The organism is Streptomyces mutabilis (genome assembly GCF_014649815.1).
Classification (GTDB): Bacteria; Actinomycetota; Actinomycetes; order Streptomycetales; family Streptomycetaceae; genus Streptomyces; species Streptomyces mutabilis.
Window position 1 is genome coordinate 167,748 of record NZ_BMTT01000007.1, and the last position, 13,091, is coordinate 180,838.

At 68.3% G+C, this 13,091-nt stretch carries 17 protein-coding genes and 2 pseudogenes; 11 read left to right on the top strand and 8 right to left on the bottom strand.

Annotated elements, in window-relative coordinates:
• The first annotated feature begins 17 nt into the window (after positions 1-17).
• Genes IE142_RS17275 through IE142_RS17290 form a run of 4 tightly spaced genes read left to right on the top strand, consistent with a single transcriptional unit; the run spans position 18 to position 2,891 of the window.
• Positions 18-323, top strand: a complete 306-nt coding sequence (locus IE142_RS17275; protein WP_306432566.1) for a hypothetical protein — start codon at positions 18-20, stop codon at positions 321-323.
• The gene (locus IE142_RS17280) at positions 320-1,594 is read left to right on the top strand and encodes a putative T7SS-secreted protein (protein WP_191886600.1); all 1,275 of its coding nucleotides are present in this window, start codon (positions 320-322) and stop codon (positions 1,592-1,594) included. Before IE142_RS17275 ends, IE142_RS17280 begins: the two co-directional genes overlap by 4 nt.
• An 8-nt stretch (positions 1,595-1,602) precedes the next feature.
• On the top strand, positions 1,603-2,247 hold the full coding sequence (locus IE142_RS17285) for a hypothetical protein (protein ID WP_191886601.1): 645 nt from the start codon (positions 1,603-1,605) through the stop codon (positions 2,245-2,247).
• Positions 2,244-2,891: a hypothetical protein gene (locus IE142_RS17290; RefSeq protein ID WP_191886602.1), complete on the top strand. Its 648-nt coding sequence runs from the start codon at positions 2,244-2,246 to the stop codon at positions 2,889-2,891. The genes IE142_RS17285 and IE142_RS17290 overlap by 4 nt, the downstream gene beginning before the upstream one ends.
• Before the next feature lie 41 nt (positions 2,892-2,932).
• Here IE142_RS17290 and IE142_RS17295 read toward each other — a convergent pair whose 3' ends face one another.
• The 4 genes from IE142_RS17295 to IE142_RS17305 all read right to left on the bottom strand — a co-directional run bounded on the left by IE142_RS17295 (position 2,933) and on the right by IE142_RS17305 (position 5,297).
• Positions 2,933-3,139 carry a DUF397 domain-containing protein gene (locus IE142_RS17295; protein WP_191886706.1) on the bottom strand — a complete coding sequence of 69 codons (207 nt, stop codon included), beginning with the start codon at positions 3,137-3,139 and terminating at the stop codon, positions 2,933-2,935.
• Positions 3,140-3,144: 5 nt separating this feature from the next.
• Positions 3,145-3,510 carry a Scr1 family TA system antitoxin-like transcriptional regulator gene (locus IE142_RS36725; RefSeq protein ID WP_229830608.1) on the bottom strand — a complete coding sequence of 122 codons (366 nt, stop codon included), beginning with the start codon at positions 3,508-3,510 and terminating at the stop codon, positions 3,145-3,147.
• An 11-nt stretch (positions 3,511-3,521) separates the two neighbouring features.
• The gene (locus IE142_RS36730) at positions 3,522-3,752 is read right to left on the bottom strand and encodes a Scr1 family TA system antitoxin-like transcriptional regulator (protein ID WP_229830612.1); all 231 of its coding nucleotides are present in this window, start codon (positions 3,750-3,752) and stop codon (positions 3,522-3,524) included.
• Positions 3,753-4,268: 516 nt separating this feature from the next.
• Positions 4,269-5,297: an alpha/beta hydrolase gene (locus tag IE142_RS17305; protein ID WP_268252965.1), complete on the bottom strand. Its 1,029-nt coding sequence runs from the start codon at positions 5,295-5,297 to the stop codon at positions 4,269-4,271.
• 82 nt (positions 5,298-5,379) lie between these two features.
• On the opposite strand from IE142_RS17305, the gene IE142_RS17310 reads away from it, so the two are divergent.
• Entirely contained in the window at positions 5,380-5,814 is a 435-nt protein-coding gene (locus IE142_RS17310) for a MarR family winged helix-turn-helix transcriptional regulator (protein WP_124278523.1), read from the top strand.
• A gap of 75 nt (positions 5,815-5,889) precedes the next feature.
• Here IE142_RS17310 and IE142_RS17315 read toward each other — a convergent pair.
• Positions 5,890-6,996: pseudogene (locus IE142_RS17315) on the bottom strand (IS630 family transposase); the annotation flags it as partial.
• A 179-nt stretch (positions 6,997-7,175) separates the two neighbouring features.
• Here IE142_RS17315 and IE142_RS17320 point away from each other — a divergent pair.
• From IE142_RS17320 to IE142_RS17330, 3 genes are all read left to right on the top strand, one after another.
• Positions 7,176-7,469 carry a hypothetical protein gene (locus IE142_RS17320; protein WP_229830616.1) on the top strand — a complete coding sequence of 98 codons (294 nt, stop codon included), beginning with the start codon at positions 7,176-7,178 and terminating at the stop codon, positions 7,467-7,469.
• Between the two features lie 27 nt (positions 7,470-7,496).
• Entirely contained in the window at positions 7,497-7,862 is a 366-nt protein-coding gene (locus IE142_RS17325; protein WP_191886708.1) for an ATP-binding protein, read from the top strand.
• A gap of 112 nt (positions 7,863-7,974) precedes the next feature.
• Positions 7,975-8,652, top strand: coding sequence for a Uma2 family endonuclease (locus tag IE142_RS17330; RefSeq protein ID WP_191886604.1), 678 nt, complete (start codon positions 7,975-7,977; stop codon positions 8,650-8,652).
• On the opposite strand, the gene IE142_RS17335 is transcribed toward IE142_RS17330, so the two are convergent.
• Positions 8,604-9,059, bottom strand: coding sequence for a GNAT family N-acetyltransferase (locus IE142_RS17335; protein WP_191886605.1), 456 nt, complete (start codon positions 9,057-9,059; stop codon positions 8,604-8,606). The genes IE142_RS17330 and IE142_RS17335 overlap by 49 nt on opposite strands.
• Before the next feature lie 309 nt (positions 9,060-9,368).
• Here IE142_RS17335 and IE142_RS17340 point away from each other — a divergent pair, with 309 nt between their 5' ends.
• Complete coding sequence (locus IE142_RS17340) at positions 9,369-10,136, top strand: LuxR C-terminal-related transcriptional regulator (protein ID WP_191886606.1); 768 nt, start codon at positions 9,369-9,371, stop codon at positions 10,134-10,136.
• On the opposite strand, the gene tamR is transcribed toward IE142_RS17340, so the two are convergent.
• Positions 10,095-10,592 carry a MarR family transcriptional regulator TamR gene (tamR, locus tag IE142_RS17345; protein WP_043372181.1) on the bottom strand — a complete coding sequence of 166 codons (498 nt, stop codon included), beginning with the start codon at positions 10,590-10,592 and terminating at the stop codon, positions 10,095-10,097. The two genes, IE142_RS17340 and tamR, sit on opposite strands and share 42 nt — an antisense overlap.
• Before the next feature lie 117 nt (positions 10,593-10,709).
• Between tamR and IE142_RS17350 the strand changes: the two genes are divergently transcribed.
• Complete coding sequence (locus IE142_RS17350; protein WP_191886607.1) at positions 10,710-11,531, top strand: trans-aconitate 2-methyltransferase; 822 nt, start codon at positions 10,710-10,712, stop codon at positions 11,529-11,531.
• Positions 11,528-11,890: pseudogene (locus IE142_RS17355) on the top strand (VOC family protein). Before IE142_RS17350 ends, IE142_RS17355 begins: the two are co-directional and overlap by 4 nt.
• A gap of 16 nt (positions 11,891-11,906) precedes the next feature.
• Here IE142_RS17355 and IE142_RS17360 read toward each other — a convergent pair.
• The gene (locus tag IE142_RS17360) at positions 11,907-13,082 is read right to left on the bottom strand and encodes a CaiB/BaiF CoA transferase family protein (protein WP_191886608.1); all 1,176 of its coding nucleotides are present in this window, start codon (positions 13,080-13,082) and stop codon (positions 11,907-11,909) included.
• Positions 13,083-13,091 lie beyond the last annotated feature (9 nt).

Genomic DNA, 13,091 nt, shown 5'->3' on the forward strand with positions numbered 1-13,091 from the left:
CAGAAAAACAACGGGGAATGATGAGCGACATATCCATTGATCTTGGTGTGCTGAAGCGCGTGCGGACCAACATTGAGCAAATCGGCGAAACTATGGAGCGTCCCGGTAAGGAGATGGAAGAGGTCGACGGCGCCTCCATGGGCGTGAGCATGCTCGCCTCGCGCATGAACGACTTCGGTGACGAGTGGTCGTACGGCATCAAGCAGATCAAGAAGTTCTCGGGTGCTGCGGTCAAGACACTGGACGCGATGCAAAAGGCGTTTGAGGACCTCGACGACACGTTGGCGAAGGAGCTGCGGAAAGCCCGGGAGGAGCGGGCGTGAGTGATCCGTTCTCCTGGTTGTCGCCTACACAGACCTCCCCCTTGAAGGACCGGTTTCCGGCTCTTGAGTTCGTCCCCTGCCCCGGTGACCCGCGGGCCTCGAAGCACGTCGCGAACATCGTGCAGCGCACTGCCGAAGCGCTGGACGAGATATCCGATGCCTTGCACGGCACGGACGACGCCGACTGGAAGGGGCGCCATGCCGACGCGTTCCGAGAGCAGTTCGACGACGACTTCCGGCCCAAGGTCGACAAGGCGAAACGATCCTTCGGCAAGGCCGCGAGGGCGCTGACGAACTGGGCCGACGAGATGCCGGCCTGGCAGCGCAAGGCCGAAGCCCTGGAGAAGCAGGCACAGGACGCGAAGGACGCCTTGCGTGCAGCAAAGGGCAAGCTGTCGAGCCTACCACCGAAACCACTCCTTGACCTGCCGCCGAAGGACGACGCCGAAGCCCGCGAGCAGGAGAGGACCGAGAAGGACCGCTCCGCGGCGCAGTTGGCAGCCGGTACGGCGGAATCAGATCTCGACCGGATCCGCGCCCAGGCGCGCAAGCTGGCCACCGACTACGACCTGGAAGGCCGGACCGTCGCACGCCGGCTCGACAAGGCTATGAACATCGCCCCCAACGAGCCCGGCGTGCTGGACAGGATCGGCGACACCCTCGCAGACATCGGCAAGGCTCTCGGTGAACTCGACGACATCGTCGCCGAGGCCGTCAGTGCGGCTGTCTCGGAAGCGATCGAGTGGATCAAAGAGCACGCCAACTCCATCGCCGCGCTCGGGGACGTCATGGCGACCGTGAGCGCGGCACTCGGCCTTGTCTCCCTCACGACGTTGCTCATCGCTCCGTTGTCCGGGCCCGCGGCCCCATTCGTCCTGGCATTCTCTCAGGGCATGGGGGTTGCCTCGGGAGGTGTCGCGCTCGGCGCATTGGCATTGCACGGTACCGCTCGACTCGCGGGCGGAGATTCCGTGGTATCGAATCGCACCCTGGCACAGGACGCACTCGGAGTACTTCCCTTCGGTACTGCGTTCAAGGGGGTCACCAAAGTTGCTGCCGGCAGTCGTGCCGCGGATGCTGCGGGCAACTTCGGGCTCGTGGACAGCGTTGCTTCATTCCTTGGTGACCCCACGGCCCTGGGATACTGGATCCCGCAGGACAATCGTCAGACGGCTCAAATGGTTCTACCGGTTGGTGCTACGTTCGTGGCCTTTGAGAACGCTTGGAAGGCTGGAGCCGAGAAGGATGCGGCCGCCCGGAAGAAGGGGTGATTCAGGGCATGAAAGACGTAGATATCATGGCTAAGTTCGATGGTCGTGGGCGCGCCGAGTTTCTTCTCGGCGGGCTGGAATCCTCGGATGCCAACAAGATCACCGCTTTTGGCTTCGAATTCGGCTATGATCTCCATGCCACCGAAATTCCGAGCAAGAGCTCGATGCGATTGATCTATTTGCGGAATGATTCTCCGACGGCTCGTCAACGCGCCTGGCAGACTCATGCTCGATTGGCTGCCGGAGGGCCTCTCCTGCCGATGTGGATGGCGCCTGGCGCCGAACCGGGGACAGTCAGGCCCATCAGCGCATTCGAAATCGCACAGAAGCGACGTGGTATCGAGGCGTACGAGACCAACGGAGTCAGAGGGCTCGCCGTCTTCTGCGGTTTGCTCAGCCTGGGATGCTTCGTGCTCGTGGGAGTGCTGCGCGACAAGTCCCTGGCTGGCTTGGCGGTGCTGGCGATTCTCGGCATCACGTTGGCGGTGGCGGCAGTACTGGTGCCAAGGCTGCTGCGGCACTGGTACGAGCGGGACCGTCGATTGGTGGATCTGTACGACCGGCAGCGCTCGGGGTGGGTGGCGCCGCCGCCTCCACCTCCGCCCGCCCCTCCGGAAGGCGCAGACCGGTATCGTCCCGAGGGGCTCGAGTGACTATCCGCATTGACTTCGTTGTGCCGACCGAGTTCGAGGAAATGCCACTCGGTATGGACTTTGACACGGCGTGGGCGGAGGTGATGTCCCGTACCGTACGCGATTCGCTGGTCGGTGAACGCGATCAGCGGGCACTGACGGAGATGACTCATTCGCTGCAGCGGATATCGAGCGCTCTCGAAGAGGCTGGTGTGGTCTATACAGCGACCTGCCTCCACGTATTGGAGGGGGAGCTGTCATTGGGTGCGTTGGCCGTTGCGGTCATTGACTTCCCGTATGGGGAGGACGCCCATACGGCAGCCCGTGGGGTGATACACGGCATGCTTGCAGCGCGTGGGCCGGGTTGGGACGGATCAGTTATAGAAGCCCCGTGCGGTCAGGCAGCGGTCCTTACAGGCGTGCAGAACTACGTTCTTCCCGCCGTATTCTCCCCAACCGGAGAGGAAGCCGAGGTGCCCGTAGTCCAGTTCCATGCCCTCGTGCCTGTTCCGCCGTTCCAGACAGGGGCGACCGACCGCCGTATGTGCCTGCTTGCCTTCGCCACGCCGTCCCCCGGACATTGGGGGCCTCATTACGCCCCGGTAGTGGCCGATATTCTCCGTAGTATGCGCTTCGCCGAGGCAGGGCAAGGCTCCGATGCCTAGGCGTTGGCGTCTCCGCGTCAACGAGGTGGGCCACGTCCCTGTCAGTCCTTCAGCGGGTCACCCTTGAGGCCCATGACGAACAGGGTGAACGCGTTGGCACCTACAGTGAACTGACGCGCACCGGGAGCTTTCGAGTCGCGTATGCCCACTCCTGTGGCGGTATCGCTGATTTCAACGCATTCATTGTTGGCTGCGCTGTGACTGCTTCTGTACCAGCCCGCTGCTACGGGATTCTGCGCGGGTTGCATCTCGTTCACGGGGTGAGCTCCTGTCGGGCTGCGGCCAGCAACTCGAGGCTGGTCGCGGTGTCGGCCGCTTGGGATCGCAGGTAGTCAAACATGATTTTGTAGTTGTGCACATCAGTGCTGTCGTCGAGGTACAGGCCTCGTCTGTGCAGTTCCAGATAGACCACGTTCATGCTGCTGAGTGGATCCCTTTCGTCGTCGCGCCCCAAGAGCAGGAAGTGACCGCCTGAGCCGGCCGCGTGCGCGCCTGCCGAGAATCGGAGAACCTGGATGTCCACATTGGGGCGGTCTGTCATGGCGATCAAGTGGTCGATCTGCTCGCGCATGACAGCCACGCCACCGACGTGCCGCCTGAGGACGGCGTCGTCGAGCACCACCCACAGGTTCAGTGCAGGGGAGCGGTCCAGAATCGCCTGGCGCTTGATGCGCGCGCCACCTTGCTTGCGATCACCTTGGCCTCGGTGCGAAAACCTTGTGCTTCGTGCAGGGCCAGCGCGTAACGCGGCGTCTGCAGCAGCCCCGGTACCAGTGTGTTGGCGAAGACGTGCTCGTACTCGGCCACATCTTCGAAGGACATCAGAGGGTCCATGATTTCGGGCACGGCCGGATGCTCCATCCACTAGCCGTCCTCCTGGTTGCGAACCAGGTCGATGAGGGTCTCGAGCTCCCCTGGAGTCGCACCGCAGGAGTCGGCAATCGCCTTCACCGTGGGGATCCTGAGCTTGGCCCGGTCCTGCCATGTCTCGTAGCGGTTGACCCGACGGAGACTCCTGCCCGCTTGGCCACTTCGGACTGCGTCAGGTTGGGGCCGGTGCGGAGTTCCTTCAGGCCCCGGGCGATCTGCATCCGTCCAGCAGGGCCCGCTGATCCTCGCGCGGTCGCCATCTCGTCTCCTAGTCGGTCTCTGCTGCCCCGCGCCTGTCGGTGGGCGCGGCCATGGAGAGCGTACGTATGGCTGACCCGCATGGTGCCGAGGCCCTGAAGTCCATCCGTCGAGGGATGATTGGGTTATTGAGTATCGACAGTTGATATTCAATGACATCGTCTCTGTGAACGCGTGGAGGGCTCCGCGGAGTTCGGCTCCTATGGACGGCAGCCCGTGTGTGCGCCAGGCCTTACTGGACCGGCTTCATCAAGGGAGTTGCGACGACAGATCCCGCAAGTCTCCGCTTGGTTGCGACTGTTTCCTAGTGCTGTGACCGCATAGGTTCGCCGGTTCGTATGCCTTACAGTTGTTCCCATAGAAGCTGACGAGTCGTTCGACGGCGGCGTCGACGTATGCGGGTTCGTCGTACATCTCGTAGTGGCCGGCGCCGTCGATCACCATGAGGTCGACGGGGTTGGGGGCCAGCTTCCACAGCTGCATGCCGGTGTCGTAGGAGCCGGAGTTGCCGATGCGTCCGGCAAGGATGACCTGGAGTGGTTGGGTCATGAGCTGATCGGCCAGGTGGAAGGCGTCGTAGCCCAGCAGGAGGGAGTCGCCGCGCAGGAGGCGCCTGTTCGTGGAGTGTTCGTTGCCGCCGCGCTCGGTGCGGTAGTAGGTGATGGCCTGAGTGGTGTCGATGTCGGTCAGGCCCGCTGCCGCGGCGTCCTCGAGGGTGTCTGGCAGCCAGTTCACGCGGGTCGTCTCGCCGGAGCGGGCCTCTTCGGTCCGTGCGTCCGCGAGGGCGTCGAGTGCTGCGGCCGGACCGTCGGGGGAGAAGCTGCGGAACGCGTTGCCGATGTTGACGGGGACGACCGTGCCGACCGCTTTGATGCGGTGGTCCGTGCGGGCGGTGTGCACGGCGTAGCCGCCACCGGCGCAGATGCCGAGGACGCCGATGCGCTGCGGGTCGATGCCGGGGGTCGTGGTGAGCGCGTCGATGGTGTAGGAGATGTCCTCGCCTCGGCGGTAGGGGTCTTCGAGGTCGCGGGGATCGCCCTCGCTCTGGCCCTGGTGGGCGGGGTCGAGGACAAGGGCGGCGATGCCGTGGGCGGCGAGGCGGGAGGCGTAGTTGGCGCCGATCTGCTCCTTGACGCTGCTGCCTGGGGTGGAGAGCACCACGGCGGGCAGCGGTGCGCTGCTGTCGGCGTTGTCGGGCAGGTGGAGGTTCGCGGCAAGGTTGATGGGGCCGCGCGGGATCGTGAGGTGCTGGATCATGCCTGGTTTCCTTCGTGAGATTGTTGTTCCATAGGAGTCCAGTACAAAACACTATCTTGTACGATCTTAAACTAATATGAAACTGTACATGAATGGAGGGTCGATGTCAGTCGATGGGGCGCAGCTGTGGACGCTGAACCAGCGGCTGCTGGGTGTTGTGATGGATGCCTGCACGGGGGAGCTGGCCGAGCTTGGGTTGGAGACGAAGGAGTTTTTCGTCCTGGCCGAGGTGGAGGTATCGCCGTATCCGGCTGAGATCGCGACTGCGCTGCTGCTGCCCAAGGCGAGCGTGACGGTCTACGTTCGCAACCTCGTCGCCAAGGGCTTTGTCCGCCGCGAGATCGACGAGGCGGACTTGCGGCGTCATCGGCTCGTACTGACCGCTGAGGGCACGCAAGCACGCGATCGAGCACTTGCAGCTCTCGCGGCGGAGTACGACCGCAGGTTGGCGAGGGTCACCCCCCAGGACCGCGTTGAGCTGCAACGCATCCTCAAAGCGATGCTCGCCTCGCCCGCGTCAGGCCGTATGCGCGAGTGATTCGTCTGTCCGGTGCTCTGCTGCACGTCCGGGCCGCGACCGCATGGATTCGTCAGATCGTTCAGGTTGCGACGGCAAGGGACGTCCGCCCCAGCGGATGCCCTTCTCGCTTCGGACGCGGGCACGTTCGCGACGCTGCGCCGCGAGGATGTCGGGGTGGTGGGTGTTGGTGTTTCGCCAGCGCAGGTAGGCGTGCAGGGCCCGGGTTTGCACGCTGTGGTTGCGGTGGTTGGAGTTGGCGATCGTGAACTGCCGCAGTGGCCCGAAATGGGCTTCGATCGGGTTGGCCCACGAGGCGTAGGTCGGGGTGAAGCACAGCTCGACACGGTTCTTCTTCGCCCAGCGACGGATCTTGTCGCCCTTGTGGGCGGACAGGTTGTCCAGGATGACGTAGATCGGGGCGCCGTCCGGGCGCGCGGCCCGGATCGACCTCAGTGCGGCCAGGGTGTTCACCGCACCCTTCTTGCGGCGGTTGACGCCCCACAGCCGGTCGTCGCCGACGGAATAGCAGCCGTGGAAGTACCGCACCCCGTGGGTGCGGTGGTAGGTCGCGGGATGGCGCTCGGGGTGACCGGCGGGAGCCCAGCCGGCCCCGGCGGTGGGGCGGATGCCGAGTGGCCCGAACTCGTCGAACGCGAACACGCGGTCCGCGAAGCGTTCCAGCACCTCCTCGATGCGGTCCAGCTTGGCGTCACGCTCGGGGTCGGGCGACTCCTTCCAGGTTTTGGTGCGCTGGAAGGTGATGCCGCGGCGGGCGAGCAGGCACCGTAATGCCTCGCGGCCGATCCGGATCACACGGCCGTGCACCTTCCGCAGGTAGGCGGCGAGTTTACGGATCGACCAGCGGGTGAAGGGCTGGCCGAGCTTGGTCGGGCGGGTGGTGGCCGTCTGGACGACGAAGTCCTCGTCGTCAGGACTGAGCAGGCGGGGACGGCCTCCCGCCCAGCGAGGGTCCAGGCAGGCCAGGCCGATCTCGTTGAACCGGTGGATCACGTCGCGGACGGTGTCCTCGTCAGCCTGAACCAGCTTCGCGATCACCGGGACCCGGTTTCCGCCGGCCGAGGCCAACAGCATCATCGCGCGCCGGTATCGCACCGAGCTGGTGCTGCCCCGGCGCACGATCTGCTGCAGCTTCTGCCCCTCCTGGTCGGTCAATCTGCGCACACGGACAGGCTCAGCCACCACACCCCCAACGGTTGGGGCGGACGTCTCCGGACATCCAACCGCTGGAACCGCCGACCCGGCGAACCTTCCCGGTCAGAGCACTAGCTGCCTGATCCACAGGCGCCGCCCGCGCTGCAGGTGCCGTATCGCGTCGACCTCGACACCCGTGACATCCACGCCCGCCCGGCGGTGGCATCGTGAGCCACGGAACGGACCGCGTCCGGCTCCTGCCCGGGACCGGCGGCCACGGACGACACGCGCTGCTCATCACGGACGGCGACGGGCCGGTCTCCCGGATCGCAGACCAGGTGGAGGCAGTGCAGCTCGGGCTGGGGGAGCGGTTGCTCGGTCGGGCGCGGGAGCTGCTGGAGGGGCCGCGGCCGGGGGACAGGGAACTCCGCAACCTGGCTGGGCAGTTGGCGGACGCGCTGTTCATCGCCGGGTCCCAGGGGGGCCGTATCGGGGGCACGGGGTGGGATCCGATGGTCTGAGCTTCGCCGGCGCTTCGGGCGTTCGGTCTGCTCACCCTCCCCGGCGCGGACCTCGCCTCCGCCCGGGTCGCGCGGCACTACGTCCGTGACACGTGCCGGTCGTGGGGGCTGCCGTCCGGTACGACGGACGACCTGGTGACCGTCACCGGCGAACTGGTCGCCAACGCCCTGGAGCACAGCGACGGCCGTGCCGTCACGATCGCGTGCGCGCTCACCGCCGAGGCGGTCACGGTCGGCGTGACCGACGGTGGCGGGAGTGGCGGTACGCCGGTGATCTCCCAGTCGGCCACCGCGGCCGAGGCGGAGCGTGAACGCGGGCGAGGCATGTTGATCACCGATGCGCTGGCGGGACGGTGGGGAACGCGGCGGACGGGTGGAGGCCTGACGGTCTGAGCAGAGGTCGCCGTCGGGCCCGAGGCTGACGTCTCGGGCGGTGCGGGGTGAGTGGGACGATTCGTGCCCGCAGCCGAAGGCTGTCGCCTTCATACTGGCGGCCGGGAGGATCATGACTCAGCAGACCCTGTACCGGCGACTGCGCGAGATGCGTGACCGATTCACGCCCCCGCCTGGCCTCGCTTGGTCCGAGATCAGTGACGGGAAGATCGTCATGACGCTGAGTCCGCGTCCGCGCCACCAGTTGACGGCGACGCTCGTACGGGACCGGATCGACCCGCAGCTGCCGGACGGCTGGGGCGTGTTCGAGACGACCGACACCGACGACGAGCTGCTCGGCAAACTCCGGGTCCCCGACCTGCACGTCTGTTCTTACGACGCCATGCAGACCGACGACCCCCTCGACCCCCACGGGATCGTCCTGGCGATCGAGATCCTCTCCCCGTCCGACCCCGACAACGACTACCGCGACAAGAGCCGCGGCTACCCCGCCATGGGCATCCCCCACTACCTGATCCTCGACCCGCGCGACGGCACCTGGACCTACCAGTGGGGCATCGGCCGGAGCGAGGGCCGGTCCGCCTACGAGAACCGGCTGCACCTCCCGTACGGCAAGGCGGTCACCCTCGTCACGGAGAGCTGGGTGCCTGGACCGTCGAGACGGCCGGGCTGCCCCGTTACAGTGCGAAGGACATGGGGCTGGAGTCCGAGTGACACCCAGCCCCACCAGATCCGGCCCGCTCACCCCAACCGCTTCACCAGCGTGTACTCCGTGACCCCGGGCGGATAGTCCGGGATCACGCACACCACCTCGTACCCCCGCCGCCGGTAGAAGTCCGGCGCCTGGAAGTCCCACGTCTCCACGCGGGCCGCCGCGCACGCCCGTTCGTCGCGGGCCGTTCGTTCCGCTTCGGCCAGGAGCGCGGAGCCCAGGCCCGTGCCCCTGCACCGGTCGTCCACCCACAGGTACGTCACGTGCAGCCAGGTCGCCCAGGTGTGGCCGACGAGGCCGCCGGCCAAGGCGCCCCTCTCGTCGAGGACCCAGACGTGCAGCGGAAATTCGCGTTCGTGAGGGGTATCGCGCAGCGAACGCAGGACGGAGGAGGCCGTCGTGTCCGTCTCCCGGATACGGGTGCGCAGCAGATCGCGCCGTGTCCTGTCCACTTCTGTCACGAGACGAAACATGCGGCTCACCATAAACGCGCAGGGCTGTCAGTTCTGCAAATAGCCTTCCGCTCCCGGCGCCCGCCCGTACTCTGATGGACAGCACCGGTGGGGGCCGGTGCCGTTCAGGGGGCGAGACAGCCGGGTACGGCGCCCGGGGCGGGGGTAGCGGTTACTGCACGGCGGCGGCCGTGCGGTTGAGGCGACCTGTCCCGGAGTACCGAGTGCACAGTTGGATACGGGGCTTCGGGCGTCGTACGCGTGCCGGTGTCGTCTTCCGAGGACGGACAGACGATGGGTACCCCTGCTCCTCCGGGAGCTTGGGGGAGGGGGTTTCGTTCCGTGGTGCGTATCCGAGTCCTGGTCGTCGACGACCATCGCATCTTCGCCGAATCGCTCGCCGCCGCCCTGGCGGCCGAGCCCGACGTGGAGGTCTCCGCGGCCGGCAGCGGCCCGGCCGCACTGCGCTGCCTGGAGCGGGCCGCTGCCGAGGAGCGGCGGTACGACGTGCTGCTGGTCGACGCCGACCTGGGAGGGCATGTGCCCGGCGCGCGGCCCGCCGTCCCGGTGCGGGAGGGTGACGAGGACGGGCTGGTGGACGGGATCTCCCTGGTCACCGGGGTGCGCACGGCGCAGCCGGGGGTGCGGATCGTCGTCCTCGCCGAGAAGGACGATCCCCGGCGGGCGGCCCTCGCACTGGGGGCCGGCGCCTCGGGCTGGGTGGCGAAGGACTGCTCGCTGTCGCGGCTGCTCAGCGTGATCCGCGGGGTCCTGCGGGACGAGACACACCTGCCGCCCGCCCTGCTGACCGGCGTGCTGCGCGAACTGACCGCCGTCCGCAAGCACCGCAGCGAGAGCGAGCGGCTGGTGGAGTCGCTGACCCCGCGGGAGCGGGAGGTACTGCGCTGCATGGTCGCCGGGCTCGGGCGCAAGGCCGTCGCCGAGCGGCTGTACCTGTCCCCGCACACCGTGCGGACGCACATGCAGAACGTGCTGGGCAAGCTGGGCGTCCACTCCACCCTCGCGGCCGTGGCACTGGCCAGGCGGGCGGGGGTGGGGCCGGCGGACCTAGCCGGGGATGTTGTCGAACGGGGCGGTCAGCTGGCGTAGCAGGGCGGCCAGTTCGCCGCGCTGGGCGCGGGAGAGCTCGGCCAGGATCGCGCGCTCCTGCGCCAGCAGGCCCGCCAGTGACCGGTCGGCGCGGTCCCGGCCCTCGTCCGTGAGCCGGACCAGCACGCCCCGCCGGTCGCTGGGGTCGGGCAGGCGTTCCACCAGGCCCTTCTTCGCGAGGCGGTCGATGCGGTTGGTCATCGTGCCGGAGGTGACCAGGGTCTGGGTGAGGAGCTGTCCCGGCGAGAGCTGGTACGGGGTGCCCGCGCGGCGCAGCGCCGTCAGGACGTCGAACTCCCACGGCTCGAGATTGTGTTCGGAGAAGGCCAGACGGCGTGCGCGGTCCAGGTGCCGGGCGAGCCTGCTGACCCGGCTCAGCACCTCGAGCGGTTCCACGTCGAGGTCCGGGCGCTCCCGGCGCCACGCTGCGACCAGCCGATCGACCTCGTCCTCCATGACGATCAGTGTAGTGGTTGTGTCGACATGAAGTCTCTTGATGTTGACTGTCTTGACGTCGAGAGAGTGTGGGGTTGACGCTGGGTACCCGGCCCGGAGCGAGCCCCTGGAGGCCCCATGCCCGCCACCGCCCCGACCTGGGACCCCGCCCAGTACCTGCGTCACGCAGGCCCCCGCGCCCGCCCCTTCACCGACCTCCTCGCCCGCGTACCCGACCTCCCCGCACCGGCACCCCGCATCGCCGACCTCGGCTGCGGCCCCGGCAACGTCACCGTCCTCCTCGCCGACCGCTGGCCCACCGCCCGCATCACCGGCTACGACAACTCACTCCACATGCTCGAACGGGCCGGCCGGCACGCCGGCCCCACCCCCGGCGGCGGCCACATCGACTTCGCTCCCGCCGACGCCCGCACCTGGAGCCCCGCCGAACCCCACGACCTCGTCATCAGCAACGCCACCCTCCAGTGGGTCCCCGACCACGTCGAACGCTTCCCCGACTGGACCTCGGGCCTCGCCCCCGGCGGCACCCTCGCCTTCCAGGTCCCCGGCAACTTCGCCGCCCCCAGCCACCGCCTGATGCGCGAACTCGCCCACTCCCCGCGCTGGCGCGGGCGTCTCGCCGGCACCCTCCGCCACGACGACGCCGTCCTCACCCCCCAGGCCTACCTCGCCCACCTCACCGCCGTCGGCTGCACCGCCGACGTGTGGGAGACGACGTACGTCCACCTGCTGCCCGGCGAGGACGCCGTACTGGACTGGGTGAAGGGCACCGGACTGCGACCCGTGCTCACCGCCCTCGACGACGACCCCGAGGCCCGCGACGCGTTCGTCGAGGAGTACCGCACCGTCCTGCGCGCCGCCTACCCGGCCGGACCGCACGGCACCCCCTTCCCCTTCCGCCGGATCTTCGCCGTCGCCCGGAAGGCGGCCGACCGGTGATCACCGCCGTCGACCACCTACAGCTCGCCGCGCCGCCCGGGACGGAGGAGGCGCTGCGCGCCTGCTGCGCCGGCGTCCTCGGCCCGACCGAAATCCCGAGCCGCCCGCGCCGGCTGCTGGTTCGGGGCCGGGAACGTCCGGCTCCACCTGGGCATCGAGACGACCGGCTCCGGCCCGCCCGCAAGGCCCACCCCGGGCCGCGGGTCACCGGAACCGAGGCCTACGCCGCCCGGCCGGAGGTCCGGGCACGCCCGTGACCTGAGGGCGACGAGCTGCCCGGCCACCGCCGCTTCTACTGCGCGGACCCGGTCGGCAACCGCCTGGAGTTCCTGGAATCGGACGGACACGAGCTGCCCTGACCCCGCGCGGGGCCACTCATGCCACCCCCTGCGCGACCAGCACGTCGATCTCCTCACCGGACAGGCCCAGCTCGCCGAGGATCGCGCGGGTGTGCTCGCCCAGCGCCGGCACCGCCTCCATACGGGGCGCCGCCCCCGTCGGACCCGGCGGCGCGAACGCCGGCACCGGACCGGTCGGCGTGGGCACCTCGTGCCGACGCCCCCGCGCCGCCAGCTGCGGGTGCTCCCACACCTCCGCGAGCGTGCTCACCCGCGCGTTGGCCACCGGCACCGCACTGAGCAGCTCGAGCGCCTCGGCACCGGTCAGCTCAGCGAACCGGGCCGCGATCAGCGCGCCCAGCTCCTCCCGGTGCGCGTTGCGATCCGCGTTCGTGGCGTAGTGGGGGTGTCCGGCCAGCTCGGGGCGGTGCAGGAAGCGCGCGCAGAAGCCGTGCCATTCCCGTTCGTTCTGGATCGCCATCATGACGACACTGCCGTCACCCGCCGTGTAGGGGCCGTACGGGTGGATCGTCGCGTGTGCGGCCCCGGCCCGGGGCGGCGGCTCGGCGCCGTCCAAGGCGTAGTACAGCGGGAAGCCCATCCACTCCACGGTGGCCTCCAGCATCGACACGTCCAGATGCGTGCCACGCCCCGTGCGGCCGCGCTCCAGCAGCGCGGCCAGGACCGAGCTGTACGCGTACATACCGGCGGCGATGTCCGACACCGAGACGCCCACCTTCGCCATCTCCTCGGGCGTGCCCGTCACCGACAGCAGCCCCGCCTCGGACTGCACCATCAGGTCGTACGCCTTGCGCCCCTCGTACGGGCCAGGGGCGCCGTAACCGGAGATGTCGCACACGATCAGCGCCGGGTGCCGCTCCCGCAGCTCGTCGGCGCCGAGCCCGGCACGGGCCGCCGCACCGGGCGCCAGGTTCTGCAGGAACACGTCGGCGCCCGCGATCAGGCGGCGCAGCACGTCCATGCCGCGCGGGTCCTTGAAGTCCAGGGTGAGTGATTCCTTGTTGCGGTTCACCCACACGAAGTGCGAGCTCAAGCCGCGCGCCCGGGTGTCGTAGGCGCGGGCGAAGTCACCCGACCCCGGACGCTCCACCTTGATCACCCGCGCACCGAGATCGGCGAGCTGACGACTCGCGTAGGGAGCGGCGACCGCCTGCTCGAGCGAGACGACGGTGATTCCGCGCAGCGGCTGCATACGGAACGA

Coding starts and splice junctions, on each gene's coding strand:
- IE142_RS17335 (WP_191886605.1), bottom strand. CDS start 9,059: ATGGTGAGCCGCATGTTTCGTCTCGTGACAGAAGTGGACAGGACACGG.
- IE142_RS17275 (WP_306432566.1), top strand. CDS start 18: ATGATGAGCGACATATCCATTGATCTTGGTGTGCTGAAGCGCGTGCGG.
- tamR (WP_043372181.1), bottom strand. CDS start 10,592: ATGGAGGACGAGGTCGATCGGCTGGTCGCAGCGTGGCGCCGGGAGCGC.
- IE142_RS36730 (WP_229830612.1), bottom strand. CDS start 3,752: ATGGAGCATCCGGCCGTGCCCGAAATCATGGACCCTCTGATGTCCTTC.
- IE142_RS17330 (WP_191886604.1), top strand. CDS start 7,975: ATGACTCAGCAGACCCTGTACCGGCGACTGCGCGAGATGCGTGACCGA.
- IE142_RS17360 (WP_191886608.1), bottom strand. CDS start 13,082: ATGCAGCCGCTGCGCGGAATCACCGTCGTCTCGCTCGAGCAGGCGGTC.
- IE142_RS17310 (WP_124278523.1), top strand. CDS start 5,380: ATGTCAGTCGATGGGGCGCAGCTGTGGACGCTGAACCAGCGGCTGCTG.
- IE142_RS17295 (WP_191886706.1), bottom strand. CDS start 3,139: ATGCAACCCGCGCAGAATCCCGTAGCAGCGGGCTGGTACAGAAGCAGT.
- IE142_RS17350 (WP_191886607.1), top strand. CDS start 10,710: ATGCCCGCCACCGCCCCGACCTGGGACCCCGCCCAGTACCTGCGTCAC.
- IE142_RS17285 (WP_191886601.1), top strand. CDS start 1,603: ATGAAAGACGTAGATATCATGGCTAAGTTCGATGGTCGTGGGCGCGCC.